Raw genomic sequence first — 25,014 nt, 5'->3', positions numbered from 1 at the left:
TCGACGTGGCTCATATCAGATCGTGCGTCCTTCTTTGAGGTGTTCGCGTCGGATGGCGCGCTGCAAGTCGGCCTGCGTGACGGTATCGCGCCCGTCGCGATCGGCCCACATCACGGCATGTCGCGCCACGTTGAGCAGCGCGCCGCCAGAGAGCACATGGGCGCTCGCCAGCCCGGGGAGGTCCACGTCCGCCGCCAGCCCCCGACGCTCGGGGAAGAGATTGCGCCAGAGCTGAAGCCGCTGGGCGTCGTCGGGCATAGGGAAGTGGATGGCGCTCTGGAAGCGTCGTGCAAACGCTTCGTCGATATTGCCTTTCAGGTTGCTGGCGAGCAGCACCACGCCCGGATAGTCTTCGATGCGTTGAAGCAAATACGCAACCTCCTGATTCGCGTGGCGATCGTTGGCGCTACTCCCTTCGGTGCGTTTGCCGAAGAGCGCGTCCGCCTCATCGAAGAACAGGATCCAGCGCTTGTTCTGCGCCTGATCGAACACGTTGGCCATGTTCTTCTCGGTCTCGCCGATGTACTTCGAGACGATTTTCGACAGGTCGATCCGGTAGACGTCGACGCCTGCGGCCTTGCCGAGCAGCGTGGCCGTGAGCGTCTTGCCCGTACCCGGCGGCCCGTAGAACAGCGCACGAAAACCGGGCTTCATCATCCGGTCGAGCTGCCAGCGGCGCATGACCGCCTCCCCGCCATCCAGCCACTGGCGAATCTGGTCGATTTCGTCGATGACGTCCGGCGTCAGCACGAGATCACGCCAATCGTGCTGCGTGGTGATGCGTTTGGCGGGAAAGCCCGCGCTGTAATCAGGCTTGTGCTCGCGCCCGGACGTGCTGCGCTCCAGAAAGTCTCGCTCGACGTGCAACGCTGCGGCCAGCGCGGGCTCGCCGTCTGCCCGGCGCTCCAACCGGAGGATGCCTGCCCGTGCAAACACGTGATCCGTGTCGAACAGGTCGAGCACCTCGAAGCGGCGCGACAAGTCGTCGCCAGCGAGCACGAACGCCGCCGTCTCACCGGTCGGCAGCAACCCGCTGTGATGCTGTGCACGCCATCCGCCGAACTCCGTGAACTGGCGCTCGGTGTTCTTGTTCTGCGTGAACAGCAGATCCAGCGCTTGCGGTCTCACATGCGGCAGCATGGCCAGCATGAGCACGACGCGTGCGTCGAAGTCGTCCGCCAGACCGTACTCGACCAGCGCCTGCGCAAACGGCGAGGGATCGTCGGTTAGCGTCGGCGGCGCATGCGCGTGGATATCGTGCGGCACGCCTTCGTGCATGAAATAGGCGTGAAGCCGGGTTTCGAGCACGGCGCCGAACCACGCGATTTCTCGCGACAGGCTCTCGGCGTTGGCAGCCAGCGCGTTGGCGGCGGTCGGTGCAGACGTCATGTCCAGTTCACCCATAGCGGTTGCTCCATCCATGACAGTTGAATCGTGGAGATACTCCACGGCATCTGGCGCATCAGCACATCGATAGTGAGGCGGCGCACGTCCAGATGCCAGCCGTCTTCGGCCAGCGACAACCGACCGTCACGTTGCAGGAACGCTTCGCGCAGCCCGGCATGTGAGGTATTGCCAAGCGCAGTCCAGTGGTGGAGCATGGCGTCGATCATCCGATTGCAAGTCGCGGCTTCCTTCTCCGTGATATCCAGATGACGCGCCACCGGCGTGGCGAACGGCACACCGCACAGCAGCTTGTGCATCGTCAACTCATGTTCCGGCGCTTCGGTCTGCCCCGTACCGGCGTAATACAGCAAGAGCACCGCACGCTCGGCAGCGGCTTCGCTGACAAAGCGTCCGTCGTGAGTGAGTTCGACGAATTCCCACAGCACGGGCATGAACGCACACATCAGGACAATCCCCGCGTGGGGCACATCGAAAGGCGTTTGGGCGGCCGCCTCGTTCGTGTTCGAAGGGGATGAACGCATGTCGACTCCTGTTTGCTGTTGGACTTGAGCGATCAGCGCGGGCGGCGCCTCGACACCGGCATGACGCGCCAGTCGCGTCACCACCGATCCGGCGAACACCGCCGAATCGAACGGACGCTGCGGGGCGAATAACCACGGGAACAGGCTTAGCCAGCGCATGCGAGGTAAATCCGACGCCGCTATGGTCTGCATGGACATCGCGCACATCTCGGCGATATCCGTCGCGAGACGCAGCATCGTTGCGACCTGCGGCGTGTCACGAGACGACAGCCGGGCGAGGCCGGGCCATAGCGGCTGCGGGACGATATCCAGCCAGCGCCCGGCAAGCCCCTCATCGTTTGCGGCCAGCGCAATCACCGGACGCAACACGTGCGCACCGGAATAGACGGACTGCCGTATCCAGATATCGAACCCGGGCGGCGGCAGTTGCGCGGAACGAAAGGCCGAAGAAGTCAGGTAGTCGATGAAGTCGTCTGGCATGGCGGTGCGACGGGTTTGGGCTTCGGATGATGCGGCGGCAGATGCCAACTGCGGCGATGCCGGAGGCCCATCGCGATCTGAGGTTTTTGGGGATGTGGGGAAAGCGCCCGGCAACTGAGGTGCCGTCGCAGCGTCGTGCGTCCGGATCTGCGGCTCAGTGTCAGTCGCATCGTCGGGAAATGCTGGCGCATCGTCGGACGCTGCTTCGCTTAACGTTTCCAGTTCCAGCACGCTATCGCTGGCGAGTGCGGCCGCGACACTGGCGAAGTACCGAGCGACGGCGTTAGGTGGCGTCGTGGCGTCATCTGGCGCATGCGCGGCAATCGAATGGTAGAGGACGTCACGATGCTCGACGGGAATCACGTCGCTCGTCGCGATCATCGTGTCGATGATGGCTTGCCAGTCGGTGGCAGTGAGGTCTCCCGCGCCAGCGGTCAGCGCAGGATGGGCGGTCGCAAGCTCACGTTGCAGCGTTGCTCGCTGTGCGTCTGTCAGTCGCGCTGTCTCGCCCGTCAGATCACCGCCTTGCGGCAGCACTTCGTGTCGGAGACGCAGCAGGCGTCGCAGCGCCTCGGTGGACGATGCGATTGGCGCGTCGCTGCGATCAGCGATGGATGGCGCGCCGTCCCGGCTCACCCGCTCTGTTTCGATGATGACTGGCAACTGGCTGCCGTTCGGAGCGGCGTCCGCTCGTTCGTCATCGTGCCCTGAGATGGCAACGTCACTGGTTGGCGGCGTCGTGGACGGTACTGCCGAGCTTGTGCTTTCCATCGCGCGATTCGTCTGGCGTTCAAGGCTCAGCGAAGGCGTTGCCGTGACCGGCATCGAAAGCCACTGATCGATCAGACGATGCTGCCACGGCGCTGCTGCCGAGCGATGGGCCAGCGCACTCAGTTGGGCAATGGAGGCCGTGGAACCCGCATCTCGCAAATACGTAAATACAGCGTGCCAGACGATTCGTTTCCACGCCGCAAAACTCCATGACGACGGGGGCACAGGTGGGGACGTCGATGAAGGCGTCGATGAGGACCGATCGCTCGCCCGTGCGCCGCTCACGTCAGTCGCACTGACCGCCGTCTCCATGGGCACGCTCACGGCATCGTCACTCCCGGTGGTCAGGCGCGGGATGTCACTGTCGATCAGGCGCTCTGGCGAGACGTTGCCGGGCAGCAGATTGGGCGGATTGCCCTCATTGAACACGTCCCACGACAACGCCGAGAGTGAACGCCAGAGCGACAAGGCCGCGGGGTCAAGAAGCGTCGCGAGATCGGCCAGCATGTCTTCCGGGAAACCTTGCACGACGCGGATCAACACGGTGTCGTACCCCGCGTAATGGCGCCAGACGCCGGACAGCGCATCACTTTCGTTGGTCAGCCATCGTTGCCAGTCCTCGAACAGCGCCTCCGGGGAGCCACTCAACAGCGCGCGAATGAAGCCTTCATGCGCCGGTAGCGCCTCCGGGATCGACGCGACTTCGGCGTTATCGACGGCAAGCGGCAATGCGTCCGTCGTGTCGTTCGAACTCGACCGATTGGCCCCTTCGGAATCGCCCGCAGCGACTAGCACCGGACTTGGCGCCGTCGTTCGCTGAACGCCGAGCTCAAGTCCATCACCCGACGAGCGTTGCGTCTGCACCGTCCTGTCGTGGGAAACATGCGCAGCGAATGCCACCCCATCCACCAAGGACGCTACGTCGCCGGACCATACACGGCGCCATCCCAATGCGGTGGTCAGCGCCTCGCTCATGATTGGCTCAGAAATGGCCGTGATCCAGGCATCACTCGTATCGGTCTCTACGAGCGCGTTTTCGCCGGAATCCGCCGCAGCATCCGGGTCCGTTGCGTCTTCTGAATGCATGCTCGTGGCCGCATAACCGGTGAGGTGTTCCTCGTCTGCCTTGCTGTTGTGGATAGCTACGCTTGAATCCGCCTCTGTGCCCGCCATGACTCCGACATGCGCACTCGTCATCGGATTTTTGGTTATGTTGTCCCGGTATGCGCCGCCTTTGTCGCTGTCCGCACCATGCCCGCCAATCATCTCCGTTTCGATGCGTGTCTCGGGCCTGCGCGCATCTGCCCCGGCAAATCCGCTCCCGGTCGTCGACAGATGCGCGGCCGCTTGCAGGGCCGCCGTCGCCTCGCGCCCCGCCACGTTTTCAGTACCCGATCGCGTCGGAATGCGTGACGTCAATGTGCCCGGCGGCGTCGTGAGGTCGTCAGTCGTCATCGTCAGCAAACGAGACAAGAGCAGTCCAAGCATGTCCTCCAGCATCGACAACGGGAATGTCGAGGCGACGCGCTCACGCAAGTCCGGGACCGTAAGGTAGTGATGCAGCGCCTCGCTTAGCAGGTCGGGATGGTTTTCCATCAATTGCGGCCAGACGCTATAGAGCGGTTCGGCTTGCCCGCGCGTGAAGGCTGCCGCCAATAGCGCTTTCCATCGGGCGACCCGTGCGCCGCTTGACGGACTATGCGTCGGCGCCCTCGCCTCGAGCGTCGACGCGTCGGATGGAGGTGTCCTCGGGTCTCTCGCCACGTGTCGGGTGCCGCGGTCAGAAGGGTGAAGTGTCGCTTCTGGTGCCATGCTGCCAGGCGTGCCGAGCGTCTGACTCACCCGGTGCAACGCGTCGATCATTGGCGACGGCAGTGCGCCCGTTCGCCCCAAGGTCGCGGCACGCAACACCGCCCGAATGCTCGCCGTTGCTTCCTCGTTCGTGCCGGGCCAGACATTGAGGCGAGCGCGGGAAAGCACGGCGTGCCAAACGTCATGCCAGGGCATCGATTGCGCGCCGGTCCCCGACAGACCCAGGCCTGCCACGATCAATCTCGCTCTCGCGACCCGTTGTGCGTCGGCGCGCAACGTCGGACGCCAACCGGCAGTGACCAACAGCAACTCAAGCGCATCAAGTTCGCGCAGCCATTCGGGCGCGGCATTCGGGTACAGCGCCCTGATCATCGCTGAGACGTTGCTCGCCGAAAACTGCTTCGTCAGGCGTTCGATCAAGACTTCTGGCGAGGCGCTTGCCTGAATTTGCCGACGAACGCTCTCGACGCCGCCTGCAAGCACCCGAGCGAGCAGACGGTCTAGTGGATCGTCCGATACCTCCGATACCTCCTCCGATACCGTCGATGCCATGGATGCCACCGATTCCGTGGAGCGAGCCGAACTAACGCCCGAGGTCGCGGAGGTCGATTCACTGGATTCAGCCGAGGCGACCGCGCCAACAGGCGTGACCGAGGCGACCGAACGCCCGGTCATCGTCGCCGCCCCCGACGCCGCAACATCGGAAGCACCGGAAGCCGCGACATCGGAAGCACCGGAAGCCGCGACATCGGACACGCGAGCAGGCCGCTCAGTGTCCGTGTGCCCGCCGGGATAGCCATCGCGCGAGTCGCTCGCTACGTCGCCCACTGCCAGACCGTGCGTCAGGAATGCCATGAGATCCGCGACGTCGGCGTCCGCCTGCGTCGCGAATCGGCGGGCCTTCGGTACGTCAGGCTTATCTGTCGGATCATCTGCCCCGTAGTTGGCGTTCAACGGCACGGGCGCGATCGAAACGTCTTCACGTTCCTCATGGCGCCCATATCCCTCATGTCGCTCATGTCGCTCGGGACTCCCCGCGCCCTCTCCGCCACGCCCATCACCCAGCACCTCAGCCAGCGCGAACGCCAGTTGCTCCGCCAGCACATCGGGCAACGCTTCAGCCTCGACTTCGCCGAGATCGACGTCGAGCCGGTCGATACGATGGATCCCGAGGTCGCGGGCCGCATCGTCGAGCACCGACGCCATCACCGGCAGCAAACGCTCGACGACCAGCGCACGAAGCGGTTCACCCTGCGACATGCCCATCTCCCCCGACGCGAACGTCAGGTCGAAGTCGAGCTTGCGGATCCGATGGCGGGCCTGCACCGCTACACCCAAAGCGTGAGGTGATGCGCCCGACGGCGGCGCATCAGCAACGCGCGCAGACTGGCGCTTGCGGCGTCGAGCCGGTCCAGCGACGACGACGTCTCCCGCTCCCGAAGTCGTGCACGCCACAGCCCGTAGCGGTGCTCGAAGTCGCGCATGGCGACGTAGTCCAGCCAGTGGAATTCCGGCAGCAGGTGCGCCGGCAGATTGCGGCAGACGGTCTCCTGCGCGAGCAGCCGGAAATCGGGATCGCTGAATCGCGCCGTCCACGCCGGGAAGACCACACTCACACGCGCGTTGAAGAACGACGCGGCTTCGTGCGCCTGCGCTTCCGTCTCCCCTTCGGTTTGCGTGGACAGCCGATGCGGACGCAGCAACACGTGCTCCACCAGATAGAAGCCCTCCGACGCCTGATTCAGCTCACACAGGAATTCGCGCAATATCGCGACGTACCGGTCGGCGTAGGCCACCGCCTCATCCCCATGAAACCGCGCCAGTTGCACCTCGTCGGCCGCTTTCCCGTTCGTGGCGTCGCCAAGGCGGGGATCGTGCGTGCGGAAATGAACGTGCAATGCGTCGCCATGCTGCCTGAGCACATAGTTCTCCAGACGCACGCCATGCACCAGCAGGCCGCCGGGCAAAGTGTCTCCCGGTGCGGTATGCGCTTCGCTCCGGTGCGCCGCCGTCGGCGGCTCCCCCTGCGACTTGAGCACGATGAGACGTGCCGCCGCATGCTCGTAGCTCGTCTTCGTCGCCGTAGCGTCGGACTGCAACCGCAGGTGCCAGCGCAGCAACGCGTCGCTCAGCGGCGCATGCGGCGGTTCGGCCGGCAAGCCCAGCAGAATCGAAATCTTCGCGTGGACCCCGGCCACGTTGGGCCGACCGTCTGCACGCACATCCATCGCGGTGATATCGAACGCCGACGCCCGGTCCCGCGACAGCGTCGCGATGTGACGAAGGAAATCGAGTTTGTTGTCGATCAGCCAACGCGCACCGTGCGCGTCCTGATAGTCGTCGAAGCGTCGCAGGGACTTTTGCGAATACGTCTCGCCATACATGGCGAGCAACACGTCGAGCAACCGGCTGCGGCGGTCCTCGGCCCGGTCCTTTCTCGACACGATCCGCTCAAGGCGGCTGCGCACGGCTGCCGGGGCGTCGGTATAGAACGCCTCGATATCGGGCAATGCGTCGTTGTCGATGGTTTGCGAGAAATAGGTTTCGTACAACGTGTCGACGGAGAACATCCGGCCGACCGATTGCAGGTTTTCCAGATAGTTGGCCATCAACTGCTCGGCCAGATAGAGATAGGCCTTCAATTGATGGGCACTGACGCGATTGGCAAGCGGTGCCGTAGCCGGCACACCGAATCGGTTGATCCCGTAGATCGCAGGAAACTGATGCTGAATCGAGTAGTAATCGCGCAGTTCGCGCTGCTCACCTTGCGGCGCGGGCACGATGCCCGCCACCGACTGCTTCGTGTTACGCAGCGTATCGAATTCGAAACGCGCTTTGGCCAGCGCGACGCGCGCGTCGTCGAGCACGACCCGCGACTTCTCCTCCCGCCGATGCTCGTTGCCGCCATTCGACGCCTGCGCCCTCGTACCGCCACCGCCACCGACCGCGCCACTCGCGAAGTGCAGCCGCAGAAAGCTGCCCTGCGCGTCGCCCGGAAACCGCAACCGTAACACCGCGCCCGATGTGCCGTTCATGCTGTCGCTGTTCACCGGTTTGCCGTCGGCATCGCACAACGCAAGACGCTGCACGTGGGCCACGCCGTCGACCGCCTGCACCAGCCCGACGAGGCGCGCCAGCGCGATCGGCGCGCCCTGCGCCTGCGCGCCGGTGCTCGCCACGTAGCCATGCTCCGTACGCGGCCCGGCAAACAGGGTCTCGAGCGGAATGCCGGCATCGAATGCCTTCACGTATCGCTCGATCCGGAAGCCCGAATGCACCGCACGCGCGCACTGAAAGAAGATGTCGGCGAAGATCGACGCCGGATCGCGCTCGCTATGAATCTGGATCTCGCCGCACAGATATACGGGTTGGACCGGCACGACGACGACATCGGAGAGGTCTTCGCCCAGATTCCGATGCGCATGGAACACTTCCCTGACGCGCAGACATACGGCGGCTTCATGCTTCGCGCGGGTGGCGTCGTCCGCGTTGTCCTGAAGGGCGTCGTTGAGCTTGATGGCGACACGGCACAGACCGTGCGCGGCATGGACGTTATCTAGCGGGCGGTCGTCTCGCGTGAGCCAGACGTCCTCAAGCTCGGGAATCGTGTCGTAGAAGCGCTTGCGATAGTCCTCGAACGTGAGCACCTCGCTCGGCAGAATGTCGTCTGCCGGATGCAGCGCGTGACGCTGGTAGTCGATCCGTCCATCGTCGCCGACCAGATAGTCTTCCGGCGGGAAGTCCGAGCGGTACCCCAACTCCGTGATGGCGTAACACAACTGCTCAAGAATCGTGACGCCCGGATCGTGCAGGTTGTAATCGGTCCAGCGCTCGCCGCACAACGCCTGCAACGTCGCAATGCCTGCGCGACGCAATGCATCGAAATCGAGCCCATGCGGATCGGACCCGGCGCCGTCGTGACGGGCGATGGACTCAGGGGCGTTCATGGCATCCTCACGCCGGGCACCCGCCCGGAATGACGTGCGGCGCGCACGGGGCTGCCCGATGTGCGTTCGCCGGCAGCACGGGCGGCGTGCAGTTGTGCCTTCAGGTCGTCGATCAACACGTGCACTCGCTGATACGGCAGTTGCCCGAGGGCCTCCACGATCAGCGCGAATGCGCCCGGATCGAGCGCACACACCAGCGGCGCGCCCGGGGTGACGGCATTGGCCTGCCGGTTCAGCATGCCGATCAACTCGAAGACCCGCTTGAACGGAAGCTCGCTCAGCGCGCTCATGAGCAACTGCGCGTCGTCCGCGGTGAGGACGATGTCGACGCAGCCCGTTGTACCCGACGTGACAGTGGTGGCGGTCATGGTCATTGCGCCCCCTTGGGTTCGGGGTCCGTCGCGCTACCGGTCATCTCCGGATCGAACCAGAGCGTGGTCAGGTAGTACGTCACCCAGGTCTTGGGCGCACCGGCAGCGTCGCGCGCCGAGTCGTACGGACACCCCACGCGCATTTGCAGCACGTAGCTATGCCTGGCGCCATCCGGTGCGTCTGCCCACTGGAGCTGGAGACGGTTGCACTTGCTGCCGAAATGGGACTGACGATAATCGATGTCCCCCTTGCCGTTGTAGGCCATGACAGCGTAGGCGTGCATCACCGCGAATTTCCCGCTGCCCCGCTTGCCCACGCCAGCCGTGATCTCGAAGGCCTGACAACCGGTGAGCGGGTCCGTAATGTCGTGCCATTTCCCGTCCGCCTGCACCGCGCGTGCACCGGGACGTCCGCGTCGCCCGTCGGCAACGACACGGCCGGCCACGTCGAGTTCGAATCCGACGGATGGCGCGGCCTTGTCTGCGGCTACCGTGGCCGTGACGTCAGCTTTACCTAGCTGACGCAGTGTCAGTGCCGTGGGGTTGTCGCCGTTACCGAACGCCAGCCCCCCGGCTTCGCCGTCGAGCTGAATCGTCCAGATGGGGCTTTTCAGATCGATGTTCTGGTAGAAGCTCAGCAGCTTGCCCTGATTGAGCTGCGACACCTTGAGGCCATCGACAGGCGTCTTGTCGAAGCCTTCGTCCACGATGTTCAGCATGGAGTCGATCAGCTCGGAGAACGCCGTCGCCGACGGCATTTCGCCATTGCCGAACTTGCGTCGCAGGGTGTCCCGGTTACGCCGGGCGATCGGTTTTCCATTCATGGTCGTCATCCGAAATGATGAAGGTGGTGCCGATTTCGAGTTGGCTCAGCGTGGTCGGCACGCCCTCGTAATCCTTGTCGTCGTCCACCGCGTCGATGGCGTGATGCGCTACGGGAATGGCGATGCTCCACGGGTACAGCGGGACAATGTCGGTCTGCGGCCCCGTTGCGTCGCCGGTCCGGCGTGCGGTGTCGGACAGCGTGAACGTCTGCATGTCGGTCGCGGCCAACTCGGCAGCCTCGGCGCCGCTCGCCACCGTCGCGATCCGAAGCATCGAGAATCCGGAGACGTACTGCACATACGGCAACGACCCGATGTAGGCCTCGATGTCGTGCTGGCGAATACACCATCCGAAATGCGTGCGATAACCCACGTCGTCCTGCCACGGCGTGAGGTAGCGTGAAATCGCGGCATTGAGCTGTGCCAGATAAAAGCCGTTACCCGCCCGGTCGGTGAAGCGCACCTTGCATCGCACCTGAATACGCTCATAGACGGGGTTCTCGACCGAGACGTCCGCCCACGGCGACGACAAGGCGTTGGCGAACTCGGCGATCTGCCGGATCACGTTGCCGTCGAGCATCGGCATCTGCTCGACGTCCTTCACGGCGGGCCAGTATGGCAGGGGCACGATGAGCGCCTGACCGGGGCGCACGCAATCATGCGGCCCCTGCTTCGTGGACAGGTTGGCGAAGCACTTCACTTTGTAGACTTCAGGAAACGCTTCCAGAATCAGCGACTCGAAGTCTGCCGGTGTCACGGCCCGTTGCTTGTGACGAAGGCGCTCGCTCACGCGCGTACGCATCTGCTCGCGTGTCTCTTGCGGACGCCCGCCGCACGATGGCAGCGGCTGCACGAGCGAGACGATCCCGGGCAACGGCCGTCGGCTGCGCGTAATCGTCCCGGCGGGCAGTACCATCGGTACTTCCTGCGGCACGTCCGGCCCCCGGCGTACCTGTACCGCCTGCGCATGCACGGCGTACAGGCTGCAATACTTCTCCATGTCGCGATCGGCGCTCACGCGCAACCAGTAAAGCCCGTCCGGCATGACCGTGTTGCGCTTGCCGATGTCGGCAGGCACCCGCAGGGTGACGATGCCGGACGTCATCAACTGGTGTGTGCCGTCGGTCAGAATGTCCCGCCGTGACAACGGCTTCCACACATTGCCCGAGAGATAGCTCCAGTGCAGACCGGCCGGACGCCGAGGATCTGTGGCGTCAGTGGCCTCAGTCGCGTCAACCTCGTGCGCGTCCGGTGCGGCGACGGGCCGGGAGTCTGCGCGCAACTGGAACAGCAGCGTCAGCGTCTCACCGGGTTCGCCCAGTGCGCTGGCGTCGATACCGACATAGAGATTCCCGGCGTCCTCGAAGCGCGGCAGCAACTCCGGCGCGGGGTAACTCGTCATGTCCAGCGATTCCCAGCCCGCCGGGAACAGATGGAGGAAACGCCCGTCTTCATCGCGATTGGCGATGCGGTCCACGCTGATGGCGCCCGTCGCGGCGTAGTCGAACGAAATCGTGTTGACGATCGGGGTGTACGGCGCACGCGGCATCGGACGCGCCCTGCGCCACATGCGCTTGCGTGAATTCGCGAGCATGGTCGTGGACAACGTCTGCGGATACGCTTCGTGACCGAAGGCAAACGCCGGTGCCGCAAAGGTGAACTTGAAGAAACCGTTCTTCGCGCCCGGCCCCCAGGTCAGCGGGTGCGCGGGGCTCACACCGGCATCGGGTTCGAATAGCGACGCAAGGTGACCGGCATCCCAGACGATGGTGTTGTCGATCCGTTCGCCCTTGCCCGGTGTCACGCGCGTGTGAAAGAGCGGCACCACGGGACGTGCGGCCTCGCCCGCCGGCAGCCACCCGCCTTTCGCGAGCACTTCGACAGACGCCAGATAGTCTTCGTTAGTCAGCCGTACGTCATAACCGTCGTACCACGTACCGAACCCGCCCGTTACGCGTGGCAAGTCCGCCCACTCGATACGCAGACGAAAGCGCGTGATGCGCTTGACGGCCATCTCCGTACTCCCAGCCACCAGATAGCTGCCAAGACGCGGCAGCGGTCCGAACGGGGCGAACGGCGTCGCGGCACTCAATTGGCCGATGTTGTTGTACAGGACCAGATCGCGGCAGCCGCGGGCCTCGACGTCGATACGTGCCCCCGTCACGGGCAGATTGCGCAACAAGCCGTACGGGAACAGATACGCGCCGGGGTTGATGAGGCATCTGAGGAGCGGCGTTTCGACGTCGAACTGCTCGCCGTGCAACCCGGGCGAGTAACGCACGACCGATGGCGATTGCGGGGGAAGCACGAAGCTCAATCGCAATTCGCGGTCTTCGAGTCTCGGCACGTAGCCTGCGATGTCGATCCAGCCCGTCTCCCCCGTGAGCGCGACGGAGAACAGACTGCGAAGGATCTTGAGGTAAAGGTCCTGGCGTCGCAGATGCATCGCTTCGGATGCCTCGCCCGACCGCTCCCCGGTCTCATCAACCTCATCGATCTCATCGCTCTTGCCGAACACCGCATCAGCCACTTGTCCGAGTTGCGTGACGAGTTTGTCGTCGGCGAACGTGATCGTCAGCGTCACGATCCGCTCACCCTCCTTGAGCAGCAGGACCTTGCTGGCCAGTGCGAATCCGATGCGCGCCTGTCCATGGGGACGAATACCGGCGCCGGGCTTGGGCGCACCGAGAATCGGCCACGCCTGTGAGTGTTCGGTACCGGGCGGCGCGCAGGGCACTTCGTCGAACCACGCGGCCGTCGGCCATTTCCGTCCATTGGCACCCGCCCCCGGATCTTCCGGCAGCAGGTTCTCCGGCATGCTGTAGCCGTTGTGATCGAGGAAGAGGGTCTGCACCCGGCTCACGCGCGCGCCGCTCACGCGCAGCGCGTCTTCGGACAGATAAAGGATGTCGCGACCGTGGGCGTCGATCCCGGCCGGAAATGCCGTGCCGGCGGGCACCAGCACGTCACGCGCGTCCGGGTTGCGGCGCAGCACCAGCCACGTGTGATCGGGCACGACACCGCGCGGCGTGCTGCCGAGCATGCGCTCGTAATAGAAGTCGATGAACTTCTGGGTGTAGCCGTTGAGCTTGCTCTGAAGCTTCTCGAACTGCCTCACAAAAGCGATCAGCATGCCCACGGCCGGGTCGTGATTGCCGCTGTGTAACGACGCGGGCAATCGCGACAACGCCTCTTTGCGGACCATTTCGATGGCCTTCATGTAGGCGTGGAAATCGGCGCGCACGTCCGCCTTCGTCAATGTCGATGCGGCCGGCGTTGCCATCGACTCGGCCGATGACGTCGGCGCGTGTGCGTCACCCTCGACGGCGTACGCGACGACCGATGTCTGCGCTTCCGTCCATACCGGATCGAGCGGCGTTTGCAGGTGCGCCGAGCTCAGCGCGCCGAGCACGCCCGACTGACGTCGGCTCAGTTGCATGATGACCGCGCGCAGCACCGTGCGCAGCCCGAGGCCGTTATCGCTTTGCGCCTGCGAAAGCGCTTCGAACCAGTCGTTGAGCGTGACGATCAGTTCGGGAACGGGAGACGCCCGCAACATCGACCGCAAGCCGGTCCCCTCGCCGCTCGCGCCACCCACGCCGTCATACTCCGGCGTATCGCGCCACCATTGGGCGAAGCGCTCCGTCTCGCGCGTGAGGTCGAAGGCGAGAATGCGGCTCATGACCACCGTTTCGTCCGCCCGGAAGAACGGCGACCAATCCCCTTGCGGCTCGTCGTTGCCGTTATGGAAACGCACCAGCGATGCGAATTCGACGACGATGTCGAGCAGTTCGTGAAACGTCATCTCGTCGAGACGGAAATACCCGTCCTGCAATGGAGGCAGCGCCCGCATCGCCTGACTGGTTCCGTCCCGAATGATGAGGTTGTGCATCGGCGGCCGCTATCCCTGAGTCGGCGACTCGATCTGCGCCGCCGGCACGTTCGTGCCTTCGAGGAAGTAGAACGGATAGACCATGTTGGTGCGAGTGTTCGTACCGCGCACGGTGTAGTCGATCAGCACGTCCACACGCCCGTCGATTGCACTCGACGCATCGATCTCGATACGCTCGACCGTCACGCGCGGCTCGAAGAACAGGATCGCCCGGTCGATGGCGTCGCGCATCTCGGTCATCACGCTTTCGCTGATTTCCTCGAAGACATAGGCCTTGATGCCGCAGCCGAACGTCGGTTGCATGATCCGCTCGCCGGGCACGGTCGACAGAATGATGCCGAGGCTCTCCCGAATATCGGTCTCGGCTTCGACCATCTGCGTGCGGCCGTTCGCGGCGCTGTCGCCGAAGCGCGGCGGAAACGCCCAGCCGGTGCCGAGAAACGATTTGTCTGCGCTCATGTGCGCTCTCCCGGTTCAGTCACCGATTCACCCACCGATCATTACCGTCGGGCAACCCATGACGATGGCGCCGCCATGCGCGCACGTATCGCCGACGCGGGCGGCCGGTTTGCCGCCGATCATCACGGTCGTCGAGCCCATGACGATGCTGTCCGGCGGGCCGACGCAAATGCAGTTGTCCGTCACCACGGCCGCAGGCAGCTTGCCCACGAGTACGGTCGGCACACACGGGCCGATGATCGGGCCGCCGACGTGCGGAATCGGGGCCGGCACGGCGGGCGTCTGCATCGGACAGGTGTGCATGTCGGTGAGTCGGGCAGCCATCGGCATCTCGTGGTCTCCTGGGGCTGAATCGTCTTATTTACGTGTCTGACGCGCCGGCGTCTTCAGTTGATCATCACCAGCGCGCCCTTGACGGTCGTCTGTCCGCTGGCCGAGAGTTCGGCCGTGGCCGAGCCCTTGGCAGTGAAGCCGACCTTCGCGGTACTGCTGATGTTGAGTGCTTCGCTGGTGATGTCGGCCTGCGCCGAATGCTCGATATTCGCCACGGCGCTGATGCTCACCTTCCCCTGGGCGTTGATGACGATGTCCTTCGGGCTGTCGAGCGTGATACCGCTGGGTGTCATCTGGATCTTGTTGTCGTTCTGATCCGTCAGACAGATCGACTTGGCGTCGTCGCTCATCTGGATGGTGTTGTTCTGCGGCGTGATGAGCGTGATCACCTTCTTGTCGTCGTCGAAAATGACCTTGAGCAGCCCTTTCGTCCACAACGCCTTCGTATAGTTTTCGGCCGTCAGCTCATACGGCATCTTGCGCTGACTGCTGTAGACGCTGCCGAGGACCACCGGGTAAGACGGATCGCCGTTGAGATAGCCGAGGATCACTTCGTCGCCGATCTCCGGAATGAAGAATGCCCCGACGCCCGACGATCCGTAGAAGCTGGCCAGCCGCGCCCAGACACCGACGGTCTCCGCCTGAAGCACCTGCACGGCCACCTGAATCCGGTATTGACTCTCGGGGTCGGCGTCGAGCTTCATGACCTTCCCGATCTGCAAGCCGCCAACGCCCGGCAGCAAGCCCGACGCCATCACGTCGCCCGAGCCTCGCCGTTCGGCGAACGGTTCCGGCGACATGCCGAAATCCACTTCGGTGATCCAGTTGCCGTCGGCAATGCGATGCTGCACGCCGCTGACAAACACGCTGCCGCTGAAGCGCTTTCCCACGCCCACGAGTTCGATCATCGTGCCGGGTTTGGCCGCCGCGCTGCCCTGAAACGACATGCGTCCGCGAATTCGCGCAAGCGCGGCGCGCATTTGCGTGGCATCGCTCCATGACTTGAGGTCGTCCGAAGGCACGGGGACCGTCGATTGCAGGCGAAAGGTCGATGGGCTTGCCACGGCGGCCAGCGTTGATGCGCTCAGATTGCCCTGCGCATACAGCGAGGTCGACGGCGACGTCTGCTGCACCATCGCCTGGGTGCTCGGATCCCAGGCGGCCGCCACCACGCTCTGCAACTGGGTGCGCGCATCGATGTCCGCGGAGAACGACATCAGATCGATGCCGTAAGTCACCTTGAGCACGGCGGCGGCGGATGTCTGCGGCGCTTTGACGGTCACCTTGCCGTTGTCGTCTGCAATCACCAATGCCCCATTGGCTTCGGCGCGCAGCAGCACGAAGTCCCAATCGGTGCTGTAGAACTGCACGATCTCCTTGTGCTGGGTGGTCGTTGCGCTCACCTCTGCGTCAGCGCCGACCTTCTCGATCAACTGACTGATGATGTCGCTGTCCTTGCTGTCGATGTAGTTGGCGTTGTTGCAGCCAATCGTCATCTTCACCGCCTTGTGACGGCACTCGATCACCAGACGCGCCTCGTTGTTTCCCGTGATGCGGATGCTGTGACGGATCACCACGCCGTCGAATATCTGTGTGGCGTTCGCGCCGTATCCCGCACTGATGACAATGGCCGTCCCCGGTGCGAATGTCTCCAGATCGCTCACCGGGAAGTCGTTATCGGGCATGTCGCCGTCGAGGATTTCGATGCGCGCCTGACAAATGCGGCCGACCGCGCGCTCGATGTCGACCGAGATCACGCGAATCGTGTCGGCAATGGCGCTGCCCCCGCTCGTGATCGTGAGCTTCAGGACAGCGCTGGTATTCAGGGCGGGAGAATCGGCCATAGGGACAGGCAGGAAATCGGAAAAATAATCAGACGAGCGGCGGGAAGCGCAGCATCATGCCCGGCTCCAGCTTGCGAAAGCCGGTCAGGTTGTTGATGCGAGCGACCTCGCGGTAATACGACGGATCGTTGTAGATGCGATTGCACAGCAGCGGCAGCGTGTCGCCTGCCGTTACCTCCACGAGATGGCTCAGGTCCGGCGAACTGAGATTGGCCCGCAACGAGCTTTCCGTCGCACTGACCCAACCGACGATGCCCAGCGTGACCCGCGCGCGCAACGGCTCGCCGGTCGGCTTGAACATCGTGTAATCGAGTCCGATCGATTCGACCCGGCCGAAGAAGATGAACGTTCCCCACAACAAGCGCACATAGTTGGGTTCATGCTTCTTGCCGTCGTACTTGTAGATCACCGCCAGCATGGCGTCGATCATGTCTTTCACGCTGCGCGAGCCGGTACCGTCGACGACACCGGTGCCGTCGAGCACCAGGTTGTCGATGGTGATGGTCTCGGGCCGCACCGCGCTGAAACGCGGTATCGCGCTGGGCTGCCCCAGCGTCTGCTTCTTGTTGTATTCGATGCTCAGCTTGCGCTTGTAACCGATCGGATTGATCAGCGCTTCGAACGGCGTGCGGCTGCCGTCCACGGAGATCTGCCCGCTGGAAACGGTGCACGGGGCGATACTGAACTTGCGCCGCGTGAGACTGGTCGCCATGACTTAACGCTCCCGGGCGCGTTCGAGCATCTCGCGCACCAGCGCCCGGCATTCCGCCAGCAGTTCCGCACGCGCCTGATCGTCAAACGCGGGCGCGGCGACAGGCAGATCCTCGACCAGTGCCGGCTGTCCGGCGCTCTGTGCCGCGCGCTGCACCACCGTCGATTTGATGCTCAGATGACCGATTTCGATAGGCACCGGTGAATCCCCCGATTCTTTGTATGTCTCGAAAAGTCTCGTAACGGGTACTGACGTCGCGCTACATCATGCGCGACGAAAACGTGTAGCTCAGCACGATCTTCTCGATGGCGACTTCGTTTTTCGTCGAACCGAAGCTCTCGATTTCCCACTTCACCGGATAAGCGTTCGCGAAGGTCCAGATCCGGATCGGCAGGTGCAGCTCGTCGAGCAACTGCACCATCAGCGTTTGCGGCCGGATCGGCACGATGAACTCGCCTTCGAACACGGAACGGCACCACATCACCAACGGCGATGTCATGCCCGCAATCCCGCGCTTTAGCTCCAGATGCGGATGCTTCACACCCTTGGGAAGCGTGTGGACGAAGCGGTTCTCGCCGCCCTCGGGCACCGACTCGGTATCGATCTCCGTCGTGATACCGGAGACCTCCTGAAACGACGCGTCGACAGCGCCCGCCGTGGACGAAAACATCACACGAAAATGGAAAGCCGACGGCGGATAGGGATCGAAAGGCGATGACGGCATGTCGGGCAAACGGGGAGCGCGTGGGAAACTCGATAAGCTCGGTAAGCAGAAGCCACCAGCAAGGCGAACCGCAAGCCGACGCTGGCGGCCCGCGCAGCGGGCGCACCAGTGCGGCGAACGAGACGACTCAGCTGTTGGCGATCGTCAGACCTTCGTGCACGATCTCGATGGTCTCTATGGCGACTTCGTTGCCTTCGGACTTCAGGTCGGTACCGGTGATCTTCGTCGGCCAGGCGTTGGCGAGCGTCCAGACCATCGTCGGCTTGCCGGCCTCGTCGAGCAGGCTGATCGTGACCGGCACCCGCTTGATCGTGTTCATCTTGATCTGGTTGAACCAGTCCCAGAACTTGTTATCCGACTTGAACACGCCCTTCTTCATGGTGACGTTGCCGTACTTCTTCATGCCCGGCATCTTGATGACGGAGAACTCCGGGCTGTCGCCATGCCGGTACTTGATTTCCTCGGACTGGACGTCCAGCCCGCTCACTTCCTGAAACGACATGACCTGCGAGTCCCACTTCACCTGAAAGTAGAACTTGGGAAGGGGCCAAACCGTGGTGGATTGTTTCGAACCATCGTCTGCCATCACACACCTCGTCTATGGGTTGCATGCGGAAAATGCCGGTCGGTACTGGCGCCACTTGCGCTATTCGCAATTTACGTCGCGCACGCGTGACTCGACCGGTCAAACGGATCGTGACCTAGCGGTCTCAGGATTTCTGCATCTGTTGCTGGAACGTGAGTTCGATGAACTCGGCCGGACGGCTCACCGCCACCAGCACCGTCACCTTGAGCATGCCTTCGAGAATGTCGTCACCGGTCATCGTCTCACCGAGCCCAACGAAAACCTGGAAGGCATCGTCCGGGCTCGCGCCGGCCAGTCCGCCGCGCTTCCACACGCTGGTGAGGAAGTTGCGCACCATGCTCTTGATCGTCACCCACGTATTGGCCGTGTTCGGCTCGAACACATAGGCCTTGCACGCCAGACGCAGCGATTCTTCGATCATGATCATCGTGCGGCGCACGCTCAGGTAGCGCCAGTCGAGGCTGTTGCCGTCGAGCGTGCGCGCGCCCCACACCATCACGCCCTCGCCGATGAAACTGCGAATCGCATTGACGGACTTGCCCGTGGTCGGCACGTTCAGGTCTTCCTGATCCGCGTTGGAGATGTTCACGCTCGGCGAGACCACACCGTTCAGGCTGATGTTCGCCGGGGCCTTCCACACGCCGCGCGTGTTGTCGACCAGCGTGTAGAGCCCTGCCATACCAGCGGCCGGCGGCATCAGGTTGACCTTCTTCTGAAGCGCCTGAAGCACTTGCACGTAGACGTTGCTGATGACGCTCAACGTCTTGTGCAGCGTGGCAATGTCGTCTTTCGACATCGGCGCGGCGGGCTTGGCGTCGGCTGCGGGCGCGGCACCCGCATCGGCAGCCTTTGCGGCATCCGCGCCGCCGTCGGCGGCCGGAGCGGCAGGCGCTGCGGCAGCGCCGTCAGCCGTCGCGGCAGGTGCGCCGCCCGTCAGCTTGGCAATCACATCCTTGACCTGTTTCGCCTTCGCCTTGTCGGCGGGCGACGCGCTGTCAGGCGGATTGATCACGGCGCCGAGTTCCGTGGTGATCAACGTCTGGAGTTGCGCGGGGTTGGAAATCTTCGTGAAGTCGAGGTCCTTGTCCGTCACGATCGACGTGTTGACCCACGGGTAATACGCCGCGCCGAAGTCGAGGAACGACGACCCCACGTCGTCGCGGAAATTCGTGATGCAATCGCCGCCGGGCGCCTGGCGATCCCACATGCCGTCGAACAGGTCGAGAATCGCGAAGCGGTTGCGCATCGTATAGCCGCAGTGCTGAAGCGCGTGCGTCTGTACCTTTGCGCAATCCTGCCGGGCGAGCCGTACCGCGTCGGGCACGAGCACCATCGTCGGCTCCTGCTCTTTGACAAGGCTATCGATGCCGTCGATCAGCTTGCCCGAATCGATGTCGCCGTCCGCATAGGTGCCGACCGATACGATGTAGCACGGCCCGCCGCCATTCTGGAAGAAGAACAGCATGCTGTAGTACAGCAGGTATTCCTTCGTCTGCGGGGTGAACTTGAACGGCTTGCGCGCGCCCACGGCCCCGATGAAGAGATCGGTGACGACAGGACGCTTGGGCGGATCGCCCGCGCCGTCGGCCGCGGCATCGGCGGCGGGCTTGTCAGCCGCTTTGTCGGCCGATTTATCGGTCGTGATGGCGTCGAGCGAATACGTCGTCGGCGGCGGCCCGCCGAAGTACATGACGAACTCGGCCATCGAACTGATACGCCAGGGCGTGCCGCCCAGCGGCGTACCCTTGTTATCGGCGAACTGCGTGTAGCCGATGAACGCTGGCACTGCCGTGGCGACTTCGACCACGGAATTGGGAAACGCGTTTTGTTCGACTACGTATACACCTGGTGTTTTGTATTGCGCCATGAGTTCACCTCGGTCATCGATGTCAATTGATGTAGATCTCGGATACCAGTACTGCCCGGCTTTGCGCCGATTGTTCAGCTTCCTGCGGTTTCTGCACCTTCGGCGTCTTCTGCGTCAGGCTGCCGATGTCGGCATTGGGCAGTCTCCGGATCAACACGCGTTCACCCGACCGGCCCCGTTCCCGCAACTGAAAGCGCTGCGGGTATTGCTGCTGCATTGCAATCTCTTGCTCACTCTCGAAGATCACCGCACGACGCCCGCCCGAGCGGTCCTCGCTGCCGGTGGTGACGAAACTCACCGTCTCGTCGAGATCAACGACGCTTAGCGCACCGCTGTCCTGCGCGCACACGTAGTAGTAGCGCCAGCAACTCGTGCGCGCGGCGAAATTGACGACGTAATCGATGCCCCGCTGCCCGTCGCTGTCGTCGAGGGCGACGTGATCCGACAGATCGATCTGCGCGACCAGCAAAGGCGGATTCACACGATCGGCGCGTTCGAGATGCGCAGCGAGCGCCGGCGTGTCCACGGCAACGGCATCGGTCGCTTCGATGCACGCCTCGGCATGCAGGCGACGCGACGACGTCTGTCCGTCCACCGGAACGCTGGACCGACTCTGCACGACATAGACCGACGACCTGCCGGGCATGGCCGGCTGCGTGTAAAGGGAGAAATCGGTGTCTTGCGCGTACCACTTGAAGGTGGCGACGGCGTCGCCGGCGCGAAGCCCGTCGAGCAGCACCGCACGACGATCCGACGCGCAGAACACGGCCACGCCCTGCCGGTGCGGGCGCACCAGCAAATCACGCCGCCGCACCCAGTCGGCGGTCGCGGGCGTGGCCACGTGACGAAGCCACTGACCCGGCGAAGGCCAGTACGCGTGAGTGACGTCGACAGTGAATAGCCGCGTGTAGCCCGGCACTCCTGGCGCGCAAGCAGACGTAACCATGCCCCGTGGTTCCGCTCAGTGGTTAAGTACAGGCACCGGCGCGCGCACGGTCGGCACGGTACCGGTGATGTCGTCGGTGTCGGGCGCCATCAGCCGCACCTTGTACAACACGGACGGCAGGTATTTACCGCCGAGCATCGTCCAGAGGTTGCTGAGCTCCCGGATATTGAGGTTCTCGATTTCCAGCACGAGCCGGTCGATGCGCGGATCGAGCGACGGCGACGAGCGACGGTCGAACACTGGATTGCGCTGGAAGAAGGCGATGGCGCCGGAGATAAGCTTCAGGGCGTCTTCGTAATTGCCGCCGGTGAAATTCGCGGCGACCATCACGTAGAGATTCAGATAGAGCGGCGCCACGCCGACCGACAGATGCGAAGCGCCCGCGTCGCCGGGAATGCCCTTGCGCACCGGCCCGGTATCGCGCTCGATGTGTGTGAGGATGACAACCAGACGGTTGTTCGTATTCGCGACAGCCTGCCCGTTGAGGTCCACCAGACCGGACATCGTCACGATGTCGTCGGTCAGTGTGTAGGCCTGCTTCAGATGTTCGTTGAGCCGCCCCGCAAGGTGGCCCACAGCAGCGTTAATCATGGTTCCCCGATACCCTTTCGCAATGCGGTTGCAAAATCTGATTCGGTACGACACTTTCGACTACTGGAACTGGCTTGTCGCAAATTTTCCTACACCGTCTCGCATGACGAAACGCGACGATCTGGATTCCTGAGCGTTATGCTTCCGCCCGGTCAATCTGCTTTTGATTTTTTGCTGCGGAACTGTAGCACAAGCGCGTTGTGAATAGCGCGCTTGTGCAAAAACGTGAAAGACTTTTGGAAATCTACTGAAATTTCAGGACGGACTGCCCTTGCATGTCCGGCGCAGGCACGCCGAGGAAGTCCAGCACCGTAGGTGCGATGTCGATGAGGCTCGTCGGACGCGTGACGAGCGCAGCATCACCGCCGCACTCGACGATCAGGAACGGGCGAGTCTCGTCCGGCCCCCAGCCGCCATGCTCGCCGAAACCGGGTGTCTTGACCTTGCCGGGCTCCGCCGCCGCCCAGCGTTTGCCTCGCACGCCGAAATCGTTTCCGCCCGCCAGATATCCCATATCGATGGCCGCGATGACGCCCTCCTCCTTCGATACGCCTCGAAGCGCCAACAGGTCTCCAGTCTCGACCGTCCCCACCCATGGCTGTTCGCGCAACCGGTCGAGTATCCCCAGAAACGCCGGACGCCCCGTCTCTGTCGCATAGATCAGGGCTGAGGTGCCCTGCGCCGCGACCGCGATATCGCCACGCTCGACGAACGCCGCCAGCCCTTGCGCCCCCAGCCACGCTTCGATGTCGACGCTGTCGCCGATCGTCTCTTGCCCGTGATCCGAGCCGACGATCAGCAGCACGTCATCGCCCGCGTCCCGAAGCGCATCGACCGTCGTGACGACCTCGCTCACGCAGGCGTCCGCATGACGCAACGACGCGAGGTGCGCGGGCGAGCCCAGGGGGGCGCCGTGCAGCGTTGCGTCGGGATGCGCGAGCCACAGTACCGCGACCGAGGGTTTGCGCGCGCGCAGGACTTCCTCGCAGAAGCGCGCCGTCATCTGGCGGTCACCGTCGAAATCCTGCCCGATGCTCAGCGCGTCGGCCTCCGGCACCGGATCACCGCCGGGCAGAAACGATCCCGCGCGGTGATATACCGTGCCGAAGTGATCCGGATCGAGAAAGTACGCAGCGCCGGGCGAAACATTCGACATGGCGACGAAGCCACGCATGCCGGCCACGCGTTCGGCAAGCGTCGGCACCTTGAGCGTGCGGCCGGTGGCCCGGCGCATATGGTGCCGGAAGTCGGGATGCCCCACGTCGTACACCCGCACCTTGCCGTGCTCGAACAGTCCCATGCGGTTGCCGTGTAAACCATGTCGAGACGGCACACATCCCGTGGCAATCGACGCCGCCGAGACCCGCGTCACCGACGGGAACACCGCCTCATGCTGCGCGAACCACCGGCCCCGCGCCGCAAGGCGGCTCAGGACCGGGGTGCGCACCGGGTCGATCCAGTCCCGATTCAGCGCGTCGCAACAGACCAGCACGACCATCGGGTTTTGCTTCTGCGAGGACATCACACTCATTGCGGCAACAACGCCCCCACGTCAGCCGCCATTTCGGACAGCACCTTCTCCGGCTCGCCTGCACGCTTGCCGCTCGCGACCGATTCGAGTTTGTCCTTGATGACATCGATGGTCTTCAAGCCGTTCTTGCCCGGGAACGCATACCAGCCAGACGCATACGGTTGCTCGCTCACGGCGACCGCATAGTTGGGGTTCGCCTTGTAGAAATCGGTCAGCAAGTCGCCCGCTTTCCGGTTCGGCGGGAAGTAGCCCGTGCGCCGCGCCACATCGGCGGCTTGCTCCGGCTGCGCAGCAAAGCGGATGAAGCGCCATGCGGCCTGTTGTTTGGCCGGATCGCGTGTCGTGATGACAAGACCGTTGCCGCCGGACGGCAGCTTCGACACGCCTGGCTTCAGGTCGGGATACGTGCCGACCACGACCGGGAAGCGACCGGCCGCCAGCTTCTGAATCGCATTCAACTGCGACGACGATGTGGCGAAAATGCCGAGCGCACCTGCCGCGAATTGCTGACGCGCACTGATGTGATTCAGATAGGGCATCCCGCCCTCCTTGACGAAGCGGGCCAACTGGTTGATCGCCCACTGGCCTTCGGGGCCGCCGAAGGCGACGCGACGCTCAGCCGCGTCGAGCATCGTGCCGCCCCGACTGAAGACCAGCGCCTGCCACATCCAGTTGCCCGTCTCGTCCCACGCGTAGAACAGGCCGCTATTGCCTGAACCCAGTGCATTGATCTTGCGCGACAACGCAATCACTTCATCCCAGGTCTTCGGCAGATTGGCCGGATCGCCGCCCGCCCGTTTGACGAGCTCGCCGTTGTAATACAGCACCGGCAGCGAGATTGCGAACGGCATGGCGTAGCTGTGCCCCTTGATCTTGCCTGCGTCCAGCATCGACGACGTGATGCCCTGCGCGTCGAGTGACTTGTCGGCGGCGATCATCGCGTCGAGTTCCACGGCGACGCCGGCGTCAGCCGTCGCCCGGATGCTGCTCAGGCCCTGCATCGTGACGTCGGGTTGGGTGCCGGCGACGGACTCGCGCAATACCGTCTGGATGGCCTGCTCGTATTCGGCAGCGGGCGCACGGTAGACGATCTTGATGTCCGGGTTTGCCGCCATGAAGCGTTTGGCCAGTTCCTCCATCGCCGGGCGGAACAGGTCCGGGAAGGCGTAAAGGACGGTCAATTCCGTCTGTGCTGCGAAAGCGGGTGTGGCGACACCGAAGCCGCCGGCCGACACGGCGGCCATGACAGCCAGTCCGGAGAGTTGTTTGATCCAGGTTCTGCGTGCGTTCACGTCGATACTCCAATCGGAAAGAGGACGAGTCGTGGGATCGTCCCGTGGGTCATTCGGTTGTGGGGGTGGTTGGGGGAGCGGTTGTGGGGATGCGACTGTCGCAA

General features: G+C 63.7%; 18 protein-coding genes. All 18 read right to left on the bottom strand.

The genetic code is table 11. From position 1 onward, the window contains the following. Positions 1-15 precede the first annotated feature (15 nt). The 18 genes from C5N93_RS23880 to C5N93_RS23795 all read right to left on the bottom strand — a co-directional run bounded on the left by C5N93_RS23880 (position 16) and on the right by C5N93_RS23795 (position 24,910). Positions 16-1,404: an ATP-binding protein gene (locus C5N93_RS23880; protein WP_242561182.1), complete on the bottom strand. Its 1,389-nt coding sequence runs from the start codon at positions 1,402-1,404 to the stop codon at positions 16-18. Continuing rightward, complete coding sequence (locus C5N93_RS23875; RefSeq protein ID WP_242561181.1) at positions 1,386-6,317, bottom strand: contractile injection system tape measure protein; 4,932 nt, start codon at positions 6,315-6,317, stop codon at positions 1,386-1,388. Before C5N93_RS23875 ends, C5N93_RS23880 begins: the two co-directional genes overlap by 19 nt. 2 nt (positions 6,318-6,319) lie before the next feature. Beyond that, positions 6,320-8,938 carry a hypothetical protein gene (locus tag C5N93_RS23870; protein ID WP_242561180.1) on the bottom strand — a complete coding sequence of 873 codons (2,619 nt, stop codon included), beginning with the start codon at positions 8,936-8,938 and terminating at the stop codon, positions 6,320-6,322. Then, positions 8,935-9,306, bottom strand: coding sequence for a hypothetical protein (locus C5N93_RS23865; RefSeq protein WP_242561179.1), 372 nt, complete (start codon positions 9,304-9,306; stop codon positions 8,935-8,937). The genes C5N93_RS23870 and C5N93_RS23865 overlap by 4 nt, the downstream gene beginning before the upstream one ends. 2 nt (positions 9,307-9,308) lie before the next feature. Continuing rightward, complete coding sequence (locus C5N93_RS23860; protein ID WP_242561178.1) at positions 9,309-10,133, bottom strand: hypothetical protein; 825 nt, start codon at positions 10,131-10,133, stop codon at positions 9,309-9,311. After that, positions 10,105-14,025: a hypothetical protein gene (locus C5N93_RS23855; protein ID WP_242561177.1), complete on the bottom strand. Its 3,921-nt coding sequence runs from the start codon at positions 14,023-14,025 to the stop codon at positions 10,105-10,107. Before C5N93_RS23855 ends, C5N93_RS23860 begins: the two co-directional genes overlap by 29 nt. Positions 14,026-14,034: 9 nt before the next feature. Beyond that, positions 14,035-14,484 carry a GPW/gp25 family protein gene (locus C5N93_RS23850; protein WP_150720214.1) on the bottom strand — a complete coding sequence of 150 codons (450 nt, stop codon included), beginning with the start codon at positions 14,482-14,484 and terminating at the stop codon, positions 14,035-14,037. A gap of 27 nt (positions 14,485-14,511) precedes the next feature. Beyond that, the gene (locus C5N93_RS23845; RefSeq protein ID WP_240493581.1) at positions 14,512-14,808 is read right to left on the bottom strand and encodes a PAAR domain-containing protein; all 297 of its coding nucleotides are present in this window, start codon (positions 14,806-14,808) and stop codon (positions 14,512-14,514) included. Between the two features lie 62 nt (positions 14,809-14,870). After that, positions 14,871-16,661, bottom strand: coding sequence for a type VI secretion system tip protein VgrG (gene vgrG, locus C5N93_RS23840; RefSeq protein WP_242561176.1), 1,791 nt, complete (start codon positions 16,659-16,661; stop codon positions 14,871-14,873). A gap of 28 nt (positions 16,662-16,689) precedes the next feature. Continuing rightward, positions 16,690-17,373, bottom strand: a complete 684-nt coding sequence (locus C5N93_RS23835) for a peptidoglycan-binding protein (RefSeq protein WP_150720216.1) — start codon at positions 17,371-17,373, stop codon at positions 16,690-16,692. Positions 17,374-17,376: 3 nt separating this feature from the next. Beyond that, positions 17,377-17,571 carry a DUF5908 family protein gene (locus C5N93_RS23830; RefSeq protein ID WP_242561175.1) on the bottom strand — a complete coding sequence of 65 codons (195 nt, stop codon included), beginning with the start codon at positions 17,569-17,571 and terminating at the stop codon, positions 17,377-17,379. Between the two features lie 61 nt (positions 17,572-17,632). Then, positions 17,633-18,097: a phage tail protein gene (locus C5N93_RS23825; protein WP_150720218.1), complete on the bottom strand. Its 465-nt coding sequence runs from the start codon at positions 18,095-18,097 to the stop codon at positions 17,633-17,635. A 127-nt stretch (positions 18,098-18,224) separates the two neighbouring features. Beyond that, positions 18,225-18,683 carry a phage tail protein gene (locus tag C5N93_RS23820; RefSeq protein ID WP_039398341.1) on the bottom strand — a complete coding sequence of 153 codons (459 nt, stop codon included), beginning with the start codon at positions 18,681-18,683 and terminating at the stop codon, positions 18,225-18,227. A 124-nt stretch (positions 18,684-18,807) separates the two neighbouring features. Then, on the bottom strand, positions 18,808-20,550 hold the full coding sequence (locus C5N93_RS23815) for a phage tail sheath C-terminal domain-containing protein (RefSeq protein WP_242561174.1): 1,743 nt from the start codon (positions 20,548-20,550) through the stop codon (positions 18,808-18,810). Positions 20,551-20,572: 22 nt separating this feature from the next. Then, entirely contained in the window at positions 20,573-21,496 is a 924-nt protein-coding gene (locus tag C5N93_RS23810) for a hypothetical protein (RefSeq protein ID WP_242561173.1), read from the bottom strand. Between the two features lie 15 nt (positions 21,497-21,511). Beyond that, positions 21,512-22,087, bottom strand: coding sequence for a DUF4255 domain-containing protein (locus C5N93_RS23805; protein ID WP_069342902.1), 576 nt, complete (start codon positions 22,085-22,087; stop codon positions 21,512-21,514). A gap of 244 nt (positions 22,088-22,331) precedes the next feature. Next, a complete protein-coding gene (locus C5N93_RS23800) occupies positions 22,332-23,609 on the bottom strand; it encodes an alkaline phosphatase family protein (RefSeq protein WP_242561172.1) in 1,278 nt (425 codons plus the stop codon). 5 nt (positions 23,610-23,614) lie between these two features. Next, the gene (locus C5N93_RS23795) at positions 23,615-24,910 is read right to left on the bottom strand and encodes an ABC transporter substrate-binding protein (protein WP_242561171.1); all 1,296 of its coding nucleotides are present in this window, start codon (positions 24,908-24,910) and stop codon (positions 23,615-23,617) included. Positions 24,911-25,014 lie beyond the last annotated feature (104 nt).

Origin of the sequence: Pandoraea sp. LA3 (assembly GCF_022696215.1) — a bacterium.
GTDB lineage: Bacteria > Pseudomonadota > Gammaproteobacteria > Burkholderiales > Burkholderiaceae > Pandoraea > Pandoraea capi.
This window is presented reverse-complemented; position numbering and strand designations above follow the sequence as displayed.

Bases quoted from the DNA above. Each gene is read 5' to 3' on its own strand.
- C5N93_RS23880 (WP_242561182.1), bottom strand. From the start codon at position 1,404: ATGGGTGAACTGGACATGACGTCTGCACCGACCGCCGCCAACGCGCTG.
- C5N93_RS23870 (WP_242561180.1), bottom strand. From the start codon at position 8,938: ATGAACGCCCCTGAGTCCATCGCCCGTCACGACGGCGCCGGGTCCGAT.
- C5N93_RS23865 (WP_242561179.1), bottom strand. From the start codon at position 9,306: ATGACCGCCACCACTGTCACGTCGGGTACAACGGGCTGCGTCGACATC.
- C5N93_RS23860 (WP_242561178.1), bottom strand. From the start codon at position 10,133: ATGAATGGAAAACCGATCGCCCGGCGTAACCGGGACACCCTGCGACGC.
- C5N93_RS23855 (WP_242561177.1), bottom strand. From the start codon at position 14,025: ATGCACAACCTCATCATTCGGGACGGAACCAGTCAGGCGATGCGGGCG.
- C5N93_RS23850 (WP_150720214.1), bottom strand. From the start codon at position 14,484: ATGAGCGCAGACAAATCGTTTCTCGGCACCGGCTGGGCGTTTCCGCCG.
- C5N93_RS23845 (WP_240493581.1), bottom strand. From the start codon at position 14,808: ATGGCTGCCCGACTCACCGACATGCACACCTGTCCGATGCAGACGCCC.
- vgrG (WP_242561176.1), bottom strand. From the start codon at position 16,661: ATGGCCGATTCTCCCGCCCTGAATACCAGCGCTGTCCTGAAGCTCACG.
- C5N93_RS23835 (WP_150720216.1), bottom strand. From the start codon at position 17,373: ATGGCGACCAGTCTCACGCGGCGCAAGTTCAGTATCGCCCCGTGCACC.
- C5N93_RS23825 (WP_150720218.1), bottom strand. From the start codon at position 18,097: ATGCCGTCATCGCCTTTCGATCCCTATCCGCCGTCGGCTTTCCATTTT.
- C5N93_RS23820 (WP_039398341.1), bottom strand. From the start codon at position 18,683: ATGGCAGACGATGGTTCGAAACAATCCACCACGGTTTGGCCCCTTCCC.
- C5N93_RS23815 (WP_242561174.1), bottom strand. From the start codon at position 20,550: ATGGCGCAATACAAAACACCAGGTGTATACGTAGTCGAACAAAACGCG.
- C5N93_RS23810 (WP_242561173.1), bottom strand. From the start codon at position 21,496: ATGGTTACGTCTGCTTGCGCGCCAGGAGTGCCGGGCTACACGCGGCTA.
- C5N93_RS23805 (WP_069342902.1), bottom strand. From the start codon at position 22,087: ATGATTAACGCTGCTGTGGGCCACCTTGCGGGGCGGCTCAACGAACAT.
- C5N93_RS23800 (WP_242561172.1), bottom strand. From the start codon at position 23,609: ATGTCCTCGCAGAAGCAAAACCCGATGGTCGTGCTGGTCTGTTGCGAC.